Here is a 13,510-nt window from a genome sequence, read left to right as displayed (position 1 = left end):
GTCGGTCCTCGGGTTTGACGGTCGGACTGGCCTTGCGCTCCGCGGAGGGCGAGTGACGCTCCGCGCCCCTCACCCTCCGCTGCGCTCCAGGTCAGTCCTCGACGTCGTCGCGGTACCGCCGGTCGTCGACGTACTCCTCCTCGATGAGGTGCACCGCGGCCTCCTCGGCGCTCGCGGCGCCGCCCGAGATGCCGGCGTCGATGGCGAAGCCGTCGGTCCCGCCCGCCTCGACGGCGTCGTCGTCCTCGATCAGCCGGCCGGCGCGGAACTCCTCGCGCTCGGGCCTGGGCCGGGCCTCCCAGACCTCGGGCTCCTCCTGCCCGATCCGCTGGTCGATCGTCTCGCGGTGCGACTCTTCCCACGGCGTCTCGCCGTAGTGGTTCGAGCGGGGCCGGGTGGGCACCGTGTAGCCCTCGTCGAGCAGGTCCTCGACGCCGCGGTCGAGCAACGTGTCCTCGCTGGACAGCTGGTCGGTGTCGCCCTCGCTGTCGAGCTCGGGATCGGGACTGGTGCCGGAGGTGTCGTCGGTCATGCCACCGACCTTCGCACCGTGCGCGCGCCGACGCCAGGTGTGGGCGGCCCGACACGCAATGCGATGGGCCACACGTGTGGCGCCGGGGAAGATGGAGGCATGGGTCATCTCGACATCGGCGGCATCGGGTACGTGCTCTCCGACGGGCGTCCGCTCCTCGACGACATCACGTTCCGCGTGGGAGACGGCGCGCGCGTCGCGCTCGTGGGCCCCAACGGCGCGGGCAAGACGACCCTGCTGAGGATCGTCGCGGGCGACGAGCAGCCGCACTCCGGTTCCGTGGGTCGTAGTGGCGGGCTCGGGATCATGCGCCAGGACATCGGCCGGATCCACGACGACCGCTCGATCCGGGACCTGCTGGCCTCGCTGGCTGCGCCGGCCGTCCGCGACGCCGCGGTCGAGCTCGCCGCGGCGGAGGTCGGGATCATGGAGGTCGACGACGAGCCCGCGCAGATGCGGTACGCGCAGGCGCTCGTCGACTGGGCCGATGTCGGGGGCTACGAGGCCGAGGCGGGCTGGGACCGCGTCACCGACGCCGTGCTGTCCATCCCGTTCGAGCAGGCGCAGCACCGTGAGGTGCGCACGCTGTCCGGCGGGGAGCAGAAGCGGTTGGTGCTCGAGGCCCTGCTGCGCGGACCCGACGAGGTGCTGCTGCTCGACGAGCCCGACAACGCGCTCGACGTGCCGACGAAGCGCTGGCTCGAGGACAAGCTGCGGGCGTCGAACAAGACGGTGCTGTTCGTCAGCCACGACCGGGAGATGCTCGCGCGCGTCGCGACGCAGGTGGCGACCCTGGAGCCCGGTGTGATGGGGGCGGCGGTCTGGGTGCACGGCGGCGGGTTCGCCACGTACCACCAGGCGCGCGAGGACCGGCGCTCGCGGCTCGAGGAGCTGCTGCGGCGCTGGGAGGAGGAGCACGCGAAGCTCAAGGAGCTCGTGCTGACCCTCAAGACGAAGGCCGCGTTCAACGACGGTCTCGCGTCGCGCTACTCGGCGGCGCAGACGCGGCTGCGCAAGTTCGAGGAGGCGGGTCCGCCGACCCTCCTGGCCCGCGAGCAGAACGTCCGGGTGCGGCTGCGGGGCGGTCGGACCGCCAAGCGTGCGGTCGTCGCCACGGGCCTCGAGCTCACGGGGCTGATGAAGCCGTTCGATCTCGAGGTCTGGTTCGGCGAGCGCGTCGCCGTGCTCGGGTCGAACGGTTCGGGCAAGTCGCACTTCCTGCGGCTGCTCGCGGCCGGCGGCAGCGACCCCGGCCCGGAGCACGCACCCGCCGACGACCTACCCGTCGCGCCGGTCAACCACACCGGCCGCGTCGTCCTGGGTCCGCGCGTGCGGCCGGGCTGGTTCGCGCAGAACCACGGGCACCCCGAGCTCGTCGGCCGCACGCTGCTGGAGATCCTGCACCGTGGCGAGGGCCACCGCTCGGGGCTCGGGCGCGAGCAGGCCAGCAAGGCGCTCGACCGCTACGAGCTGGTCGGCGCCGCCGAGCAGCGGTACGAGACGCTGTCCGGCGGCCAGCAGGCCCGCCTGCAGATCCTGCTGCTCGAGCTCGGCGGAGCGACCCTTCTGCTGCTCGACGAGCCGACGGACAACCTCGACCTGCACTCGGCGGAGGCGCTCGAGACCGGCCTCGCCGCGTTCGAGGGCACCGTGCTCGCCGTCACCCACGACCGCTGGTTCACGCGCACGTTCGACCGGTACCTCGTGTTCGGCGCCGACGGCGAGGTCGTGGAGACGCCCGAGCCCGTGTGGGACGCCGCGCGCGTGGACCGGGTGCGCTAGCTAGAGCACGAGCGCGATCGCCAGCGTCGCCATCACCACCGCGATCACCAGGTCGAGCACCTGCCACGCGCGGGGCTTCGCGAACACCGGGCGCAGGTACGCCGCGCCGAACCCGAGCACCGTGAACCAGACGACGCTCGCGGTCACCGCACCGACGCCGAACACCCAGGCGCCCGGGTCGTGCTGGTGCGCGAGCGAGCCGAGCAGCACGACCGTGTCCAGGTAGACGTGCGGGTTGAGGAACGTCAGGGCGAGGCAGGTCGACAGGACCGCCCCGAGCGCGGCCGGCCCCTCGGTGGCGGGGTCGAGGTGGGACGGGTGCCGCGCACGCAGCGCAGCGCCGACGGCAAGGACCAGCAGGAACGCGGCACCGGCGTACTTCGTGACCGTGAGCACCGTGGGATGGGACGTGACGAGCGCGCCGAGGCCCGCGATGCCCGCCGCGACGAGCAGCGCGTCGGCCGCGGCGCAGATGGCCACCACGGGCAGGACGTGCTCGCGTCGGATGCCCTGGCGCAGCACGAAGGCGTTCTGGGCGCCGATGGCGACGATGAGCGACAGGGCGGTGAGGAAGCCCGAGAGGGCGACGGCTGGCACGGCCACGACGCTAGGCGCGCGCGCTTGTTAAGACCAGTTCAGATTGCTCATGAACCATTAGGATCCTTCATGTGGCGTTCGACGCGGACCAGCTGAGCGCCCTCGCGGCCGTGGTGCACGAGGGCAGCTTCGACGCGGCCGCCGCCCGGCTGCACGTGACGCCGTCGGCCGTCAGCCAGCGGATCAAGGCGCTCGAGCAGCAGGTGGGTCGCGTGCTGGTGCTGCGCACGCGGCCGTGCCGCCCCACCCAGGACGGCGAGGTCCTGGTGCGGCTGGCGGGGCAGGTGGAGCTGCTCGGGCGGGACGCGCTCGGTCAGCTGGTGCCGGCGCCGGGCGGTGCGCGCAGTGCGCGGCCGTCGGCCGCGACGCGGCGGTTGCCGGTGGCCGTGAACGACGACTCGATGTCGACGTGGTTCCCCGCGGCGGTGGCCGACCTGCCGGCGGACGTCCTGCTCGACCTGCGGCGCGAGGACCAGGAACTGTCCGCTGACCTGCTGCGGGACGGCACCGTGATGGCGGCGGTGACCGCCGACCCGCGCGCGGTCCAGGGCTGCCGGGTCCGCCGCCTGGGTGCCATGCGCTACCTGGCCGTCGCGGCGCCGGGACAGCGGGACCGCTGGTTCGCCGACGGGCTGGGGGCCGAGGCGTTCGCCGCCGCACCCCTGCTCGCCTTCAACCGGGAGGACGGCCTGCAGGAGCGGTTCGTGGCGTCCGTCGTCGGCCGTCGCACGGTGACACCGCTCGTGCACTTCGTGCCGTCGCAGTCGGCGTTCGTCGGGCTGGTCGAGGCGGGGCTCGGGTGGGGGATGGTGCCCGAGGTGGCCGCCGCGGAGCGCATCGCCGCGGGCGCCCTGGTGGAGGTCCGGGCCGGCAAGCACCTCGACGTGCCCCTGTACTGGCAGCACTGGGCCTTGCGCACCCCCACGCTCGACGACCTCACGGAGCGAGTGGTCCGGGCCGCCTCGGCGGCCCTGCGGCCGGTCCGCAGGCACGGCCCGCCCGGGTCGGCCTGACGCGTTTTGACCCTCCGCCGGGGCGGCGGCTACCCTGGTGTGTCGTTGTGCGTCCCCGTTCGAGCGCCGGTGTACTCAGCACCGAGCCAGAACGGCAGGGCTGGTGCGTTCCCGCTCGCCGCCCGGATGCCGACGAAGCATTCATCGGCGGACCCGCAACCTGCGTGGTCTCGCCGCGACAAGACTCGCAACGAAACGAAGGCTGACGACCGTGCGTACGTACACCCCGAAGCCCGGCGACGTCGAGCGGAACTGGTACGTCATCGACGCGACCGATGTCGTCCTGGGCCGCCTGGCCACTCATGTGGCCACGTTGCTGCGCGGCAAGCACAAGGCGACTTTCGCTCCTCACGTCGACGGCGGTGACTTTGTCATCGTCATCAACGCGGAGAAGATCGCACTGACCGGCAACAAGCGCGAGAACAAGCTCGCGTACCGCCACTCGGGTTACCCGGGTGGCCTCCGCGCCGTGGCCTACTCCGACCTCCTGGAGAAGCACCCCGAGCGCGCGATCGAGAAGGCTGTCCGCGGCATGCTCCCCAAGAGCTCGCTCGCGCGTCAGCAGCTCACCAAGCTCAAGGTCTACGCCGGTGCCGAGCACCCGCACGCGGCGCAGCAGCCGAAGCCCTTCGAGATCACCCAGGTCTCTCAGCAGGCGTGAGCCGGCTGAGTACAGAGAACAAGGACGCGAGGACACCAGTGGCAGAGACCACGGTCGACATCGACCTCGAGGGCGATGACACCCCCACCAGCTACACCTCCGAGACGGCTGCCCCCACGGGCCGCGGTCAGAGCATCACGGCCCCGGCGAACGCGCTGGGCCGCCGCAAGGAGGCCATCGCGCGCGTGCGCCTGGTCCCCGGCACCGGCCAGTGGAAGGTCAACGGGCGCACGCTCGAGGACTACTTCCCCAACAAGGTGCACCAGCAGCTCGTGAACTCCCCGTTCAAGCTGGTCGACGTCGAGGGTCGCTTCGACGTCGTCGCCCGCATCACCGGTGGTGGCGTGAGCGGCCAGGCCGGCGCGCTGCGCCTGGGCATCGCCCGTGCGCTGAACGCGATCGACGAGGAGCACAACCGCCCGGCCCTGAAGAAGGCCGGCTTCCTGACCCGCGACGCCCGCGTCGTGGAGCGCAAGAAGGCCGGTCTCAAGAAGGCCCGCAAGGCTCCGCAGTACTCGAAGCGCTGATCAGCTGTCTTTGAGTTCTTCGGCCCGATGGCCCCGCAGGTCTCACGACCAGCGGGGCCATCGGCATGTCTGCCACCATCAACCTGTTCGCGCGCGAGGGGTTGCGCATGGCGCCCCACGATGAAGGAGTCTGACCATGGGCCGACTGTTCGGCACCGACGGCGTGCGTGGGCTCGCCAACCGGGACGTGACCGCCGAGCTCGCGCTCGACCTGTCGGTCGCGGCAGCGCACGTGCTCGGCTCGCTCGGCGAGTTCGAGGGTCACCGCCCGCGCGCGATCGTCGGCCGTGACTCGCGGGCGTCGGGCGAGTTCCTCGCCGCGGCCGTCTCCGCGGGGCTCGCCTCCGCCGGCGTGGACGTCAACAACGTCGGCGTCCTGCCGACCCCTGCGGTCGCGTACCTCACCGCCGAGCTCGGCGTCGACATCGGGGTGGTGCTGTCCGCGTCGCACAACCCGATGCCCGACAACGGCATCAAGTTCCTCGCCAAGGGCGGGCACAAGCTCGACGACGAGCTCGAGGCCGCGATCGAGGCGCGCATGGGGGAGAGCTGGCAGCGGCCCCTGGGCGGCGACGTCGGCCGCATCCGGGTCGACACGGGGCGCGCGGGCGAGCAGTACGTCGAGCACCTCGTCGGCACCATCGACGTGCCGCTGACCGGTCTGCGGATCGCGGTCGACTGCGCGAACGGCGCCGCGAGCGACGTCGGCCCGGCGGCGCTGCGACAGGCCGGTGCCGACGTCGTGGTCATCAACGCCTCGCCCGACGGGCGGAACATCAACGAGCTCTGCGGATCCACGCACCCCGAGCAGCTGCAGGCCGCCGTCGTGGCCTCCGGCGCGGACCTGGGTGTCGCCTTCGACGGGGACGCCGACCGGTGCCTGGCCGTCGACGCGTCGGGCGTGCTGGTGGACGGCGACCAGATCATGGGGATCCTCGCCCTCGCGATGCGCGACCGCGGCGCCCTCGTCGACGACACGCTCGTCACCACCGTGATGAGCAACCTCGGCCTGAAGATCGCGATGCGCGAGGCCGGCATCGCGACGATCGACACCGCCGTCGGTGACCGCTATGTGCTCGAGGCGATGCGCGCGGGCGGGTTCTCGCTCGGCGGCGAGCAGTCCGGGCACATCATCATGGCCGCGCACGCGACCACCGGCGACGGGGTGCTGACCGCGCTCCAGCTCGCCGCCCGGGTCGCCGCGACGGGCACCCCGATCGCGCAGCTGGCCGGCGTGGTGAACCGCCTCCCGCAGATCCTGGTCAACGTGCCCGGCGTCGACAAGCGTCGCGCCGACACCGACCGCCCCCTTCTCGACGCCGTCCGCGCCGCCGAGGCAGGGCTGGGCGACACCGGGCGGGTGCTGCTGCGGTCGTCCGGCACCGAGGACCTCGTCCGCGTCATGGTCGAGGCCGGCACCCAGTCCGAGGCCGACCGCGTGGCGCACGAGCTGGCCGACGTCGTCCTGCAGCGGCTGGCGCTCTAGTGCCGTCCGGGCCGCAGTGGGAGCAGGCGCTGCGTGACGTCGCGCTCTGGATCATCGAGGCCGGGACCCGGACACCCGACAGCGTCGCGCCGATCGTCCAGGCGGGCCACCCGGCGTTGCGCGCGGTCGCGACGCCCTACGACGCCCAGCTCTCCGACGACGAGCTCGCCGCCCTGATCGACGTGATGCACCGGACGATGCGGGCCGCGCCCGGCGTCGGCCTGGCCGCGCCGCAGCTCGGGCTGCCGCTGGCCCTCGCGGTGCTCGAGGACCCGGGGACGGTCTCGGACGAGCACGCCGAGGTCCGAGAGCGCGGCGCGCTGCCGTTCCGGGTGCTCGTCAACCCGACGTACACGGCCGTCGACGCGGAGCGGGTCGCGTTCTACGAGGGGTGCCTCAGCGTCGTCGGGTACCAGGCCGTGGTCGCGCGTGCGCGGCAGGTGCACCTGGTCGCGCGGGACGAACAGGGTGCGGCGGTCGACGAGGTCGTCAGCGGGTGGTCGGCGCGGATCGTCCAGCACGAGGTCGACCACCTCGGTGGCACCCTCTACCTCGATCGCGCCGAGCTCCGCTCGCTCGCGGCCTCGGACGAGTTCGGCGCCCGGTGGGCCGCCGAACCCAGCCCGACCGCCGCCGCCCGAGCTCTGGGCTTCCCCCTGCCCTGAGCGCGCGTCGTGGGTCGGACCGGGGTCCGACTCCGGGATGATTCGGGGCTGCACCAGGGATGAACCGGGGGGCACCCCTATGTATTCGGACCCCGGTGCCGACTTACCTTGGAACCAGAACATCGGGGCACCCGCCCGCGGTGCACGACGCAGGAGGATGTCACGTGATCGAGGAGTGGGCGCTCGCCCTCGTCGGTTCGCCGTGGATCTTCGTCGTGCTGTACCTGTTCGCGACGATCGACGGGTTCTTCCCGCCGGTCCCCAGCGAGTCCATCGTCATCGCCCTCTCGGCGATCGCGATGTCGCAGGGTTCGCCGAACATCGGGTTCGTGATGCTCGTCGCCGCCGCCGGGGCGTGGACCGGCGACCAGATCGCGTACCAGATCGGCACCAAGGTCAAGGTGCGCGACCTGCGCGTCCTGCGGTCCCCGCGGGGCCAGGCCGCCGTCGACTGGGCGGAGAACGCGCTGGCCAACCGCGGCGCGGCGTTCATCATCGCCGCGCGCTACATCCCGATCGGGCGCGTCGCCGTCAACATGACCGCCGGTGCGGTCGGGTACAGCCGACGCCGGTTCATGGGGCTGACGGCGATCGCCGCGGTCACGTGGGCCTGCTACTCCGCGGTGATCGGCATCGGCGCCGGCGCCTGGCTCCACGACCACACGCTGGTCGCGGTGGGCGTGGGGGTCGTCGGCGGGCTGGCCATCGGTGTGGTGATCGACTGGATCCTGCGCCACCTGACGCGCCACCGCGACGTCGAGCAGGCCGGGCCGGCGCTCCGGGTGGCCGACGCGGGCGACGTCCCGCGGCCGGAGACCGTCCCCCCGGTCACAGGACGCTCACGATCCGACCCCGCCGCCTAACGATCCGGCATCACCCCGTCATCTCGCCCATGACTGTGCTTACTCTCTGACTGTGTCGACGTCGCTGTCGGCGCTCCCGTGCCTGTCGACACCCCCGGGGGTGCGCATCGGCATGGGCCGAAGCGACAGGGGGCGAGATGGGCGAGCGTGCGCGGTGGGGCGTCGGCCTCGTGCTGCCCGCAGCCCTGGTGCTGGGCCTCGGGGCCTGCAGCGCACCCGAGAGCGCGCGGGACGCCCCGACCGCGGTCGTCGCGGCGACCGCCGACTGCCTCGCGGCGCAGGTGCTCGCCGATCTCAAGCTCGCCGCCGCCGGTGAGCCCGACGCGGAGAGCAGCCCGCGCGCCGACGCGCCCGAGGTGGGACGCGTGCCCGACGGGTTCCACCCCGTGAGCGTCGTCGTGTGCACCCCGGGCGGCACGCTGCACGACTCGTCGGGAACGTGGACGGCGCTGACGGCGAGCCGGCGCGAGGGTGACCTCGACGCGCTCGTCGTGGCCCTGCGTCGGCCGTCGGCGGAGCAGGGCGGCACCTGCAGCACGGCGTCCGTGATCCCGCCGGCCCTGTGGCTGGTCGACGTCCTCGGTCGGGCGATCCGACCGTCGTGGCCCACCGACCGCTGCGGTGGACCGCAGGAGGCGGTGTCGACGGCGCTCGACGCGCTGGAGGAGACGGACAGCGAGCAGTATCCGGTCCGCCTGCTGGAGGCCGCCGAGGCGAGCCCCGGCCGCTGAGCCCTACAGCTTGCGGAGCCGGACGCGCTCGACGGAGTGGTCGCTGCCCTTGGTCAGCACGAGGGTGGCGCGACTGCGCGTCGGCAGGATGTTCTGCACCAGGTTGGGCTCGTTGATCGAGTCCCAGATCCGCTCCGCGCGCTCGACCGCCTCGGCGTCGGTGAGGGCGGCGAACCGGTGGAAGTACGACTCGGGGCGCGCGAACGCCGTCTGCCGGAGGGTGAGGAACCGGTCCACGTACCAGCGGCGGACGTCGCTGGTACGGGCATCGACGTAGATCGAGAAGTCGAAGAAGTCGCTGACCGCGAGGTTCGACGTGCCCTCCGCGGTGGGGCGGGCCGGCTGGAGGACGTTCAGGCCCTCGACGATGAGCACGTCCGGGCGGTTCACGACGACCTCGCGTCCCGGCAGGATGTCGTAGGTGAGGTGGTCGTACACCGGGACGCGGACCTCGGGGCGGCCGGCCTTCACCTTGGACACGAACCGCAGCAGGGCACGGCGGTCGTAGGACTCCGGGAAGCCCTTGCGGTCCATCAGCCCGCGGCGCTCGAGCTCGGCGTTCGGGTAGAGGAAGCCGTCCGTGGTGACCAGCTGGACGCGGGGGGTCGCCGGCCAGCGCGCGAGGAGCTCGCGCAGCAGGCGTGCGGTGGTGGACTTGCCGACCGCCACCGATCCCGCCACCCCGATGACGAACGGGGTCCCGCCGACGTCCTCGCGCAGGAACGTGCTCGATGCCGCGTGCAGCCCGCGGGTCGCCTCGATGTGCAGGTCGAGCAGCCGCGAGATCGGTCGGTAGATGGCGTCGACCTCGGCCAGGTCGATGGGGTCGCCCAGGCCGGCGAGGCGTTCGACGTCCGCGTCGGTGAGCGGCAGCGGGGTGGAGGCAGAGAGCCTCGTCCAGGCGTCGCGGTCCAGGTCGACGTAGGGCGTGGCCGGGGTGAGCGACGGTGGCACGGGGACGATTGTGCCCGAGGTCCGCCACKGGGACCGACCGGGCGCCCCGGTAGACTCCCCGCCATGTGTGGAATCGTCGGCTACGTCGGTAGCCAGGTAGCCAGCGACCGCCCCCTCGACGTCGTGCTGGAGGGTCTGCGGAGGCTCGAGTACCGGGGCTACGACTCGGCCGGCGTCGCGCTGGTCAGCCCGGACGGCCAGCTGGCCACCGCCAAGAAGGCCGGCAAGCTGGCCAACCTGGTCGAGGAGGTCGACCTGCACCCGCTGCCGGAGTCGACCGCCGCGATCGGGCACACCCGCTGGGCGACGCACGGCGGCCCGACCGACGTCAACGCCCACCCGCACGTGGCCGGCAAGCTCGCCGTCATCCACAACGGCATCGTCGAGAACTTTGCCACCCTCAAGGCCGAGCTGGTGGCCGAGGGCGTCGAGTTCCTCTCGCAGACCGACACCGAGGTCGCCGCGCAGCTCATCGCGCGGGCCTACGAGGGCTCCGGGGACCTCACCGAGGCCATGACCGCGGTGGCGCGCACGCTGCACGGCACCTTCACGCTGCTGGCCGTGCACGAGGACGCGCCCGACACGGTCGTCGGCGCCCGGCACGACTCGCCGCTCGTCGTCGGCATCGGCAACGGGGAGAACTTCCTCGGGTCCGACGTCGCGGCGTTCATCTCGCACACGCGCGAGGCGCTCGAGCTCGGCCAGGACCAGGTGGTGACCATCACGCCCGACGCCGTCGCGGTGACGGACTTCGACGGTCGTCCCGCGCAGGCACGCCGGTACACGGTCGACTGGGACGCGGCCGCCGCCGAGAAGGGCGGCTTCGCCTCGTTCATGGACAAGGAGATCCACGACCAGCCCCAGGCCGTCGCGGACACCCTCCTCGGCCGGACCGACGTCCGCGGGCGCCTGGTGCTCGACGAGATCCGGATCGACGAGTCCGTTCTGCGCTCCGTCGACAAGATCATCGTGGTCGCCTGCGGCACCGCCGCCTACGCCGGGCACGTCGCCAAGTACGCGATCGAGCACTGGTGCCGCATCCCCGTCGAGGTCGAGCTGGCGCACGAGTTCCGGTACCGCGACCCGGTGGTCGACGAGCGGACGCTCGTGGTCGCCGTGTCGCAGTCCGGCGAGACCATGGACACGCTCATGGCCGTGCGGCACGCGCGCGAGCAGGGCGCCAAGGTGCTCGCCCTGGTGAACACGCACGGCTCGACCATCCCGCGCGAGTCCGATGCCGCGCTCTACACGCACGCCGGCCCCGAGATCGCGGTCGCGTCCACCAAGGCGTTCCTGGCGCAGATCACGGCCGCCTACCTGCTGGGGCTCTACCTCGCCCAGCTGCGCGGCAACATGTACGCCGACGAGGTCGCCGCGATCCTCAGCGAGCTGCGGGCGATGCCGGACAAGATCCAGCAGGTGCTCGACCGGTCCGACCGCGTGCGCGAGACCGCGCGGTCCATGGTGGACACGTCGTCGGTGCTGTTCCTCGGGCGGCACGTCGGGTTCCCGGTGGCGATGGAGGGCGCGCTCAAGCTCAAGGAGCTCGCGTACATCCACGCCGAGGGGTTCGCCGCCGGGGAGCTCAAGCACGGTCCGATCGCCCTGATCGACGAGGGGCAGCCGGTCTTCGTCATCGTGCCCTCCCCGCGCGGACGGCACTCCCTGCACTCGAAGGTCGTCTCGAACATCCAGGAGATCCGTGCCCGCGGGGCCCGGACGCTGGTGATCGCCGAGGACGGCGACGAGGACGTGCTGGCCTACGCCGACGAGGTGTTCTACGTCCCGCAGTCGCCCACGCTGCTCGCCCCGCTGCTCGCCGTGGTGCCGCTGCAGGTCTTCGCGTGCGAGCTGGCCACCGCGAAGGGCCTGGACGTGGACCAGCCGCGCAACCTCGCGAAGTCCGTCACGGTCGAGTGATCGTCGGGTGATCGTCGGGGTAGGCATCGACGTCGTCGACGTCGCCCGGTTCGTCGAGACGCTGCACCGGGTGCCGGCGCTGCGCGAACGGCTGTTCACGCCCGAGGAGCGCGAGATGCCTGAGACCTCCCTCGCGGCGCGGTTCGCCGCTAAGGAGGCGATCGCCAAGGCGCTCGGCGCCCCGGGCGGCATGAGCTGGCAGGACGCGACCGTGCGCCGGGTGCTGGGCGCGCAGCCGGTGGTGGAGGTCGTCGGCACGGTCGCCGCCGCGGCGGCCACGGCCGGGGTCGACCGGTTCCACCTGTCCATCTCGCACGACGCGGGCATCGCGTCGGCCGTGGTGATCGCCGAGCGGGACTGAGGTCAGCGCAGCGCGGGGATGACCTCGTTCTCGAAGAGCTCGATGCCCGAGCGGTCGTAGGCGGCCTCGGCGAAGTACGTGATCGCGTAGGTCATGCCGAGCTTCTCGAGGGCCTGGAGCTTCTCGACGATCTGCTCCGGTGTGCCGACGAGGGGGCCGTTGCGGAAGTTCTCCGCCTCCTTTGCGGCCTTGGCGGGCACCGTGTTGCTGTAGTGCTCCTCGATCCAGGCGATGCGGTCGTCGACCTCGGCCTCGGTCGACCCGATGACCACGTTGTAGTTGGACGACCGGGTGATCTCCTCGAACGGGCGCCCGATGGCGTCGCAGTGGCCGCGCAGGACCTGCGACTTGTGCGCGAAGCCCTCCGGGGAACCGTCGAAGTTGGTGTACGAGGCGTGCTCGGCTGCGATGCGCAGCGTCTTCTTCTCGCCGCCGCCCGCGATCCACAGCGGTGGGCCGTCCACCTGCAGGGGCAGGGGGGACAGCTGCGCACCGTTGACCTGGTAGTGCTCGCCGTCGAGCGTCGCGGTGCCGTTGGTCCAGAGCTGCTTGAAGATCTGCACGCCCTCGTCGAGCATCGCGATCCGCGTGCCGGCGGACGGGAAGCCGTAGCCGAACGCGAGCCACTCGTGCTCGTACCAGCCGGCGCCGATGCCCATCTCGACGCGACCGCCCGAGATGATGTCGGCCGTCGCCGCGACCTTGGCGAGGTAGGCGGGGTTCCGGTACGCCATGCACGTGCACATCTGGCCCAGCCGGACCCGGCTGGTCGAGGCGGCGAACGCGTTGATCAGGCTCCACGCCTCGTGCGTGGCCTCGCCGTTGGGCTCCGGCACCGCGTGGAAGTGGTCGTAGACCCAGATCGAGTCGTAGGCGTCGCCCTGGTCGGCGTGCGTGGCCAGGCCGCTCATGGTCTGCCAGTGCTCGCGCGGGTCGATGCCGGTGAGGTCCTGCCGCCACCCCTGAGGGATGAAGAGTCCGAAGCGCATGACCGGCACGTTACCYGCGCGGCGGCGGCGGCGCTGGGTTCGGTCGAATCGTTCCGGTCCCGGGTGTGGGCATGTGCCCTACGAACCGCCAGGATGGGAGGCGTGCTGCAGACCTGGACCTCCGCGCAGGTGCGTGCCGCCGAGCAGCCGTTGCTGGCCGCCGGGGAGCCACTGATGGAGCGGGCCGCGTTCGCGCTGCACGTGCACGTGGCCCGTGCGCTGGAGGAGCTGCGGGGTCGGGTGGCGGGTTCGCGGGTGGTGGTCCTCGCCGGGTCGGGCAACAACGGGGGCGACGCCCTGTACGCCGGTGCGCTGCTGGCGCGGCGCGGGGCCGAGGTGCACGCGGTCCTCACCTCGGAACGCGCGCACGAGGGCGGGCTGGCGGCGCTGCGGGCGGGCGGCGGCCGGGTGCGGGCGCTCGACGACGAC

Annotated in this window: 15 protein-coding genes; 11 read left to right on the top strand and 4 right to left on the bottom strand. The window is 72.4% G+C overall.

Annotation, left to right across the window (positions count from 1 at the left end):
* Nucleotides 1–91: 91 nt before the first annotated feature.
* Entirely contained in the window at nt 92–532 is a 441-nt protein-coding gene (locus ACXJKA_RS17350; protein WP_456826455.1) for a DUF5709 domain-containing protein, read from the bottom strand.
* A 99-nt stretch (nt 533–631) separates the two neighbouring features.
* Between ACXJKA_RS17350 and ACXJKA_RS17345 the strand changes: the two genes are divergently transcribed.
* Nucleotides 632–2,314 (top strand): ABC-F family ATP-binding cassette domain-containing protein, encoded by a 1,683-nt coding sequence (locus ACXJKA_RS17345; RefSeq protein ID WP_456826454.1) that lies wholly within the window; start codon nt 632–634, stop codon nt 2,312–2,314.
* Here the strand turns inward: ACXJKA_RS17345 and ACXJKA_RS17340 are convergent, their stop codons facing one another.
* Nucleotides 2,315–2,911: a LysE/ArgO family amino acid transporter gene (locus ACXJKA_RS17340; RefSeq protein ID WP_456826453.1), complete on the bottom strand. Its 597-nt coding sequence runs from the start codon at nt 2,909–2,911 to the stop codon at nt 2,315–2,317. It lies immediately after the preceding gene.
* Nucleotides 2,912–2,982: 71 nt separating this feature from the next.
* Between ACXJKA_RS17340 and ACXJKA_RS17335 the strand changes: the two genes are divergently transcribed.
* The 7 genes from ACXJKA_RS17335 to ACXJKA_RS17305 all read left to right on the top strand — a co-directional run bounded on the left by ACXJKA_RS17335 (nt 2,983) and on the right by ACXJKA_RS17305 (nt 8,857).
* Entirely contained in the window at nt 2,983–3,924 is a 942-nt protein-coding gene (locus ACXJKA_RS17335) for a LysR family transcriptional regulator ArgP (protein ID WP_456826452.1), read from the top strand.
* A 211-nt stretch (nt 3,925–4,135) separates the two neighbouring features.
* On the top strand, nt 4,136–4,585 hold the full coding sequence (rplM, locus tag ACXJKA_RS17330) for a 50S ribosomal protein L13 (RefSeq protein ID WP_370504642.1): 450 nt from the start codon (nt 4,136–4,138) through the stop codon (nt 4,583–4,585).
* A 38-nt stretch (nt 4,586–4,623) separates the two neighbouring features.
* Nucleotides 4,624–5,112 carry a 30S ribosomal protein S9 gene (gene rpsI / locus ACXJKA_RS17325; protein WP_056088985.1) on the top strand — a complete coding sequence of 163 codons (489 nt, stop codon included), beginning with the start codon at nt 4,624–4,626 and terminating at the stop codon, nt 5,110–5,112.
* 136 nt (nt 5,113–5,248) lie between these two features.
* Entirely contained in the window at nt 5,249–6,598 is a 1,350-nt protein-coding gene (glmM, locus tag ACXJKA_RS17320; RefSeq protein WP_456826451.1) for a phosphoglucosamine mutase, read from the top strand.
* A 29-nt stretch (nt 6,599–6,627) separates the two neighbouring features.
* Nucleotides 6,628–7,263 carry a peptide deformylase gene (locus ACXJKA_RS17315; RefSeq protein WP_456826481.1) on the top strand — a complete coding sequence of 212 codons (636 nt, stop codon included), beginning with the start codon at nt 6,628–6,630 and terminating at the stop codon, nt 7,261–7,263.
* Nucleotides 7,264–7,427: 164 nt separating this feature from the next.
* Nucleotides 7,428–8,126, top strand: coding sequence for a DedA family protein (locus tag ACXJKA_RS17310; protein ID WP_456826450.1), 699 nt, complete (start codon nt 7,428–7,430; stop codon nt 8,124–8,126).
* Between the two features lie 137 nt (nt 8,127–8,263).
* Entirely contained in the window at nt 8,264–8,857 is a 594-nt protein-coding gene (locus ACXJKA_RS17305) for a hypothetical protein (RefSeq protein ID WP_456826449.1), read from the top strand.
* Between the two features lie 3 nt (nt 8,858–8,860).
* On the opposite strand, the gene coaA is transcribed toward ACXJKA_RS17305, so the two are convergent.
* Nucleotides 8,861–9,811 (bottom strand): type I pantothenate kinase, encoded by a 951-nt coding sequence (coaA, locus tag ACXJKA_RS17300; protein ID WP_456826448.1) that lies wholly within the window; start codon nt 9,809–9,811, stop codon nt 8,861–8,863.
* 63 nt (nt 9,812–9,874) lie between these two features.
* On the opposite strand from coaA, the gene glmS reads away from it, so the two are divergent.
* Nucleotides 9,875–11,731: a glutamine--fructose-6-phosphate transaminase (isomerizing) gene (gene glmS / locus ACXJKA_RS17295; RefSeq protein ID WP_456826447.1), complete on the top strand. Its 1,857-nt coding sequence runs from the start codon at nt 9,875–9,877 to the stop codon at nt 11,729–11,731.
* 7 nt (nt 11,732–11,738) lie between these two features.
* Nucleotides 11,739–12,092 carry a holo-ACP synthase gene (locus ACXJKA_RS17290; RefSeq protein ID WP_456826446.1) on the top strand — a complete coding sequence of 118 codons (354 nt, stop codon included), beginning with the start codon at nt 11,739–11,741 and terminating at the stop codon, nt 12,090–12,092.
* 2 nt (nt 12,093–12,094) lie between these two features.
* Here ACXJKA_RS17290 and ACXJKA_RS17285 read toward each other — a convergent pair whose 3' ends face one another.
* On the bottom strand, nt 12,095–13,081 hold the full coding sequence (locus ACXJKA_RS17285) for an LLM class F420-dependent oxidoreductase (protein WP_456826445.1): 987 nt from the start codon (nt 13,079–13,081) through the stop codon (nt 12,095–12,097).
* A gap of 93 nt (nt 13,082–13,174) precedes the next feature.
* Here ACXJKA_RS17285 and ACXJKA_RS17280 point away from each other — a divergent pair.
* Nucleotides 13,175–13,510: NAD(P)H-hydrate epimerase (locus ACXJKA_RS17280; protein ID WP_456826444.1), on the top strand; the 336-nt coding region annotated here is incomplete at its 3' end.

The organism is Cellulomonas sp. P5_E12 (assembly GCF_054049315.1).
The sequence above is the reverse complement of the archived record's forward strand: the minus strand, read 5'-3'. Positions and strand labels throughout refer to the sequence as shown.

Coding starts and splice junctions, on each gene's coding strand:
- ACXJKA_RS17285 (WP_456826445.1), bottom strand. CDS start 13,081: ATGCGCTTCGGACTCTTCATCCCTCAGGGGTGGCGGCAGGACCTCACC.
- glmM (WP_456826451.1), top strand. CDS start 5,249: ATGGGCCGACTGTTCGGCACCGACGGCGTGCGTGGGCTCGCCAACCGG.
- ACXJKA_RS17305 (WP_456826449.1), top strand. CDS start 8,264: ATGGGCGAGCGTGCGCGGTGGGGCGTCGGCCTCGTGCTGCCCGCAGCC.
- glmS (WP_456826447.1), top strand. CDS start 9,875: ATGTGTGGAATCGTCGGCTACGTCGGTAGCCAGGTAGCCAGCGACCGC.
- ACXJKA_RS17345 (WP_456826454.1), top strand. CDS start 632: ATGGGTCATCTCGACATCGGCGGCATCGGGTACGTGCTCTCCGACGGG.
- ACXJKA_RS17350 (WP_456826455.1), bottom strand. CDS start 532: ATGACCGACGACACCTCCGGCACCAGTCCCGATCCCGAGCTCGACAGC.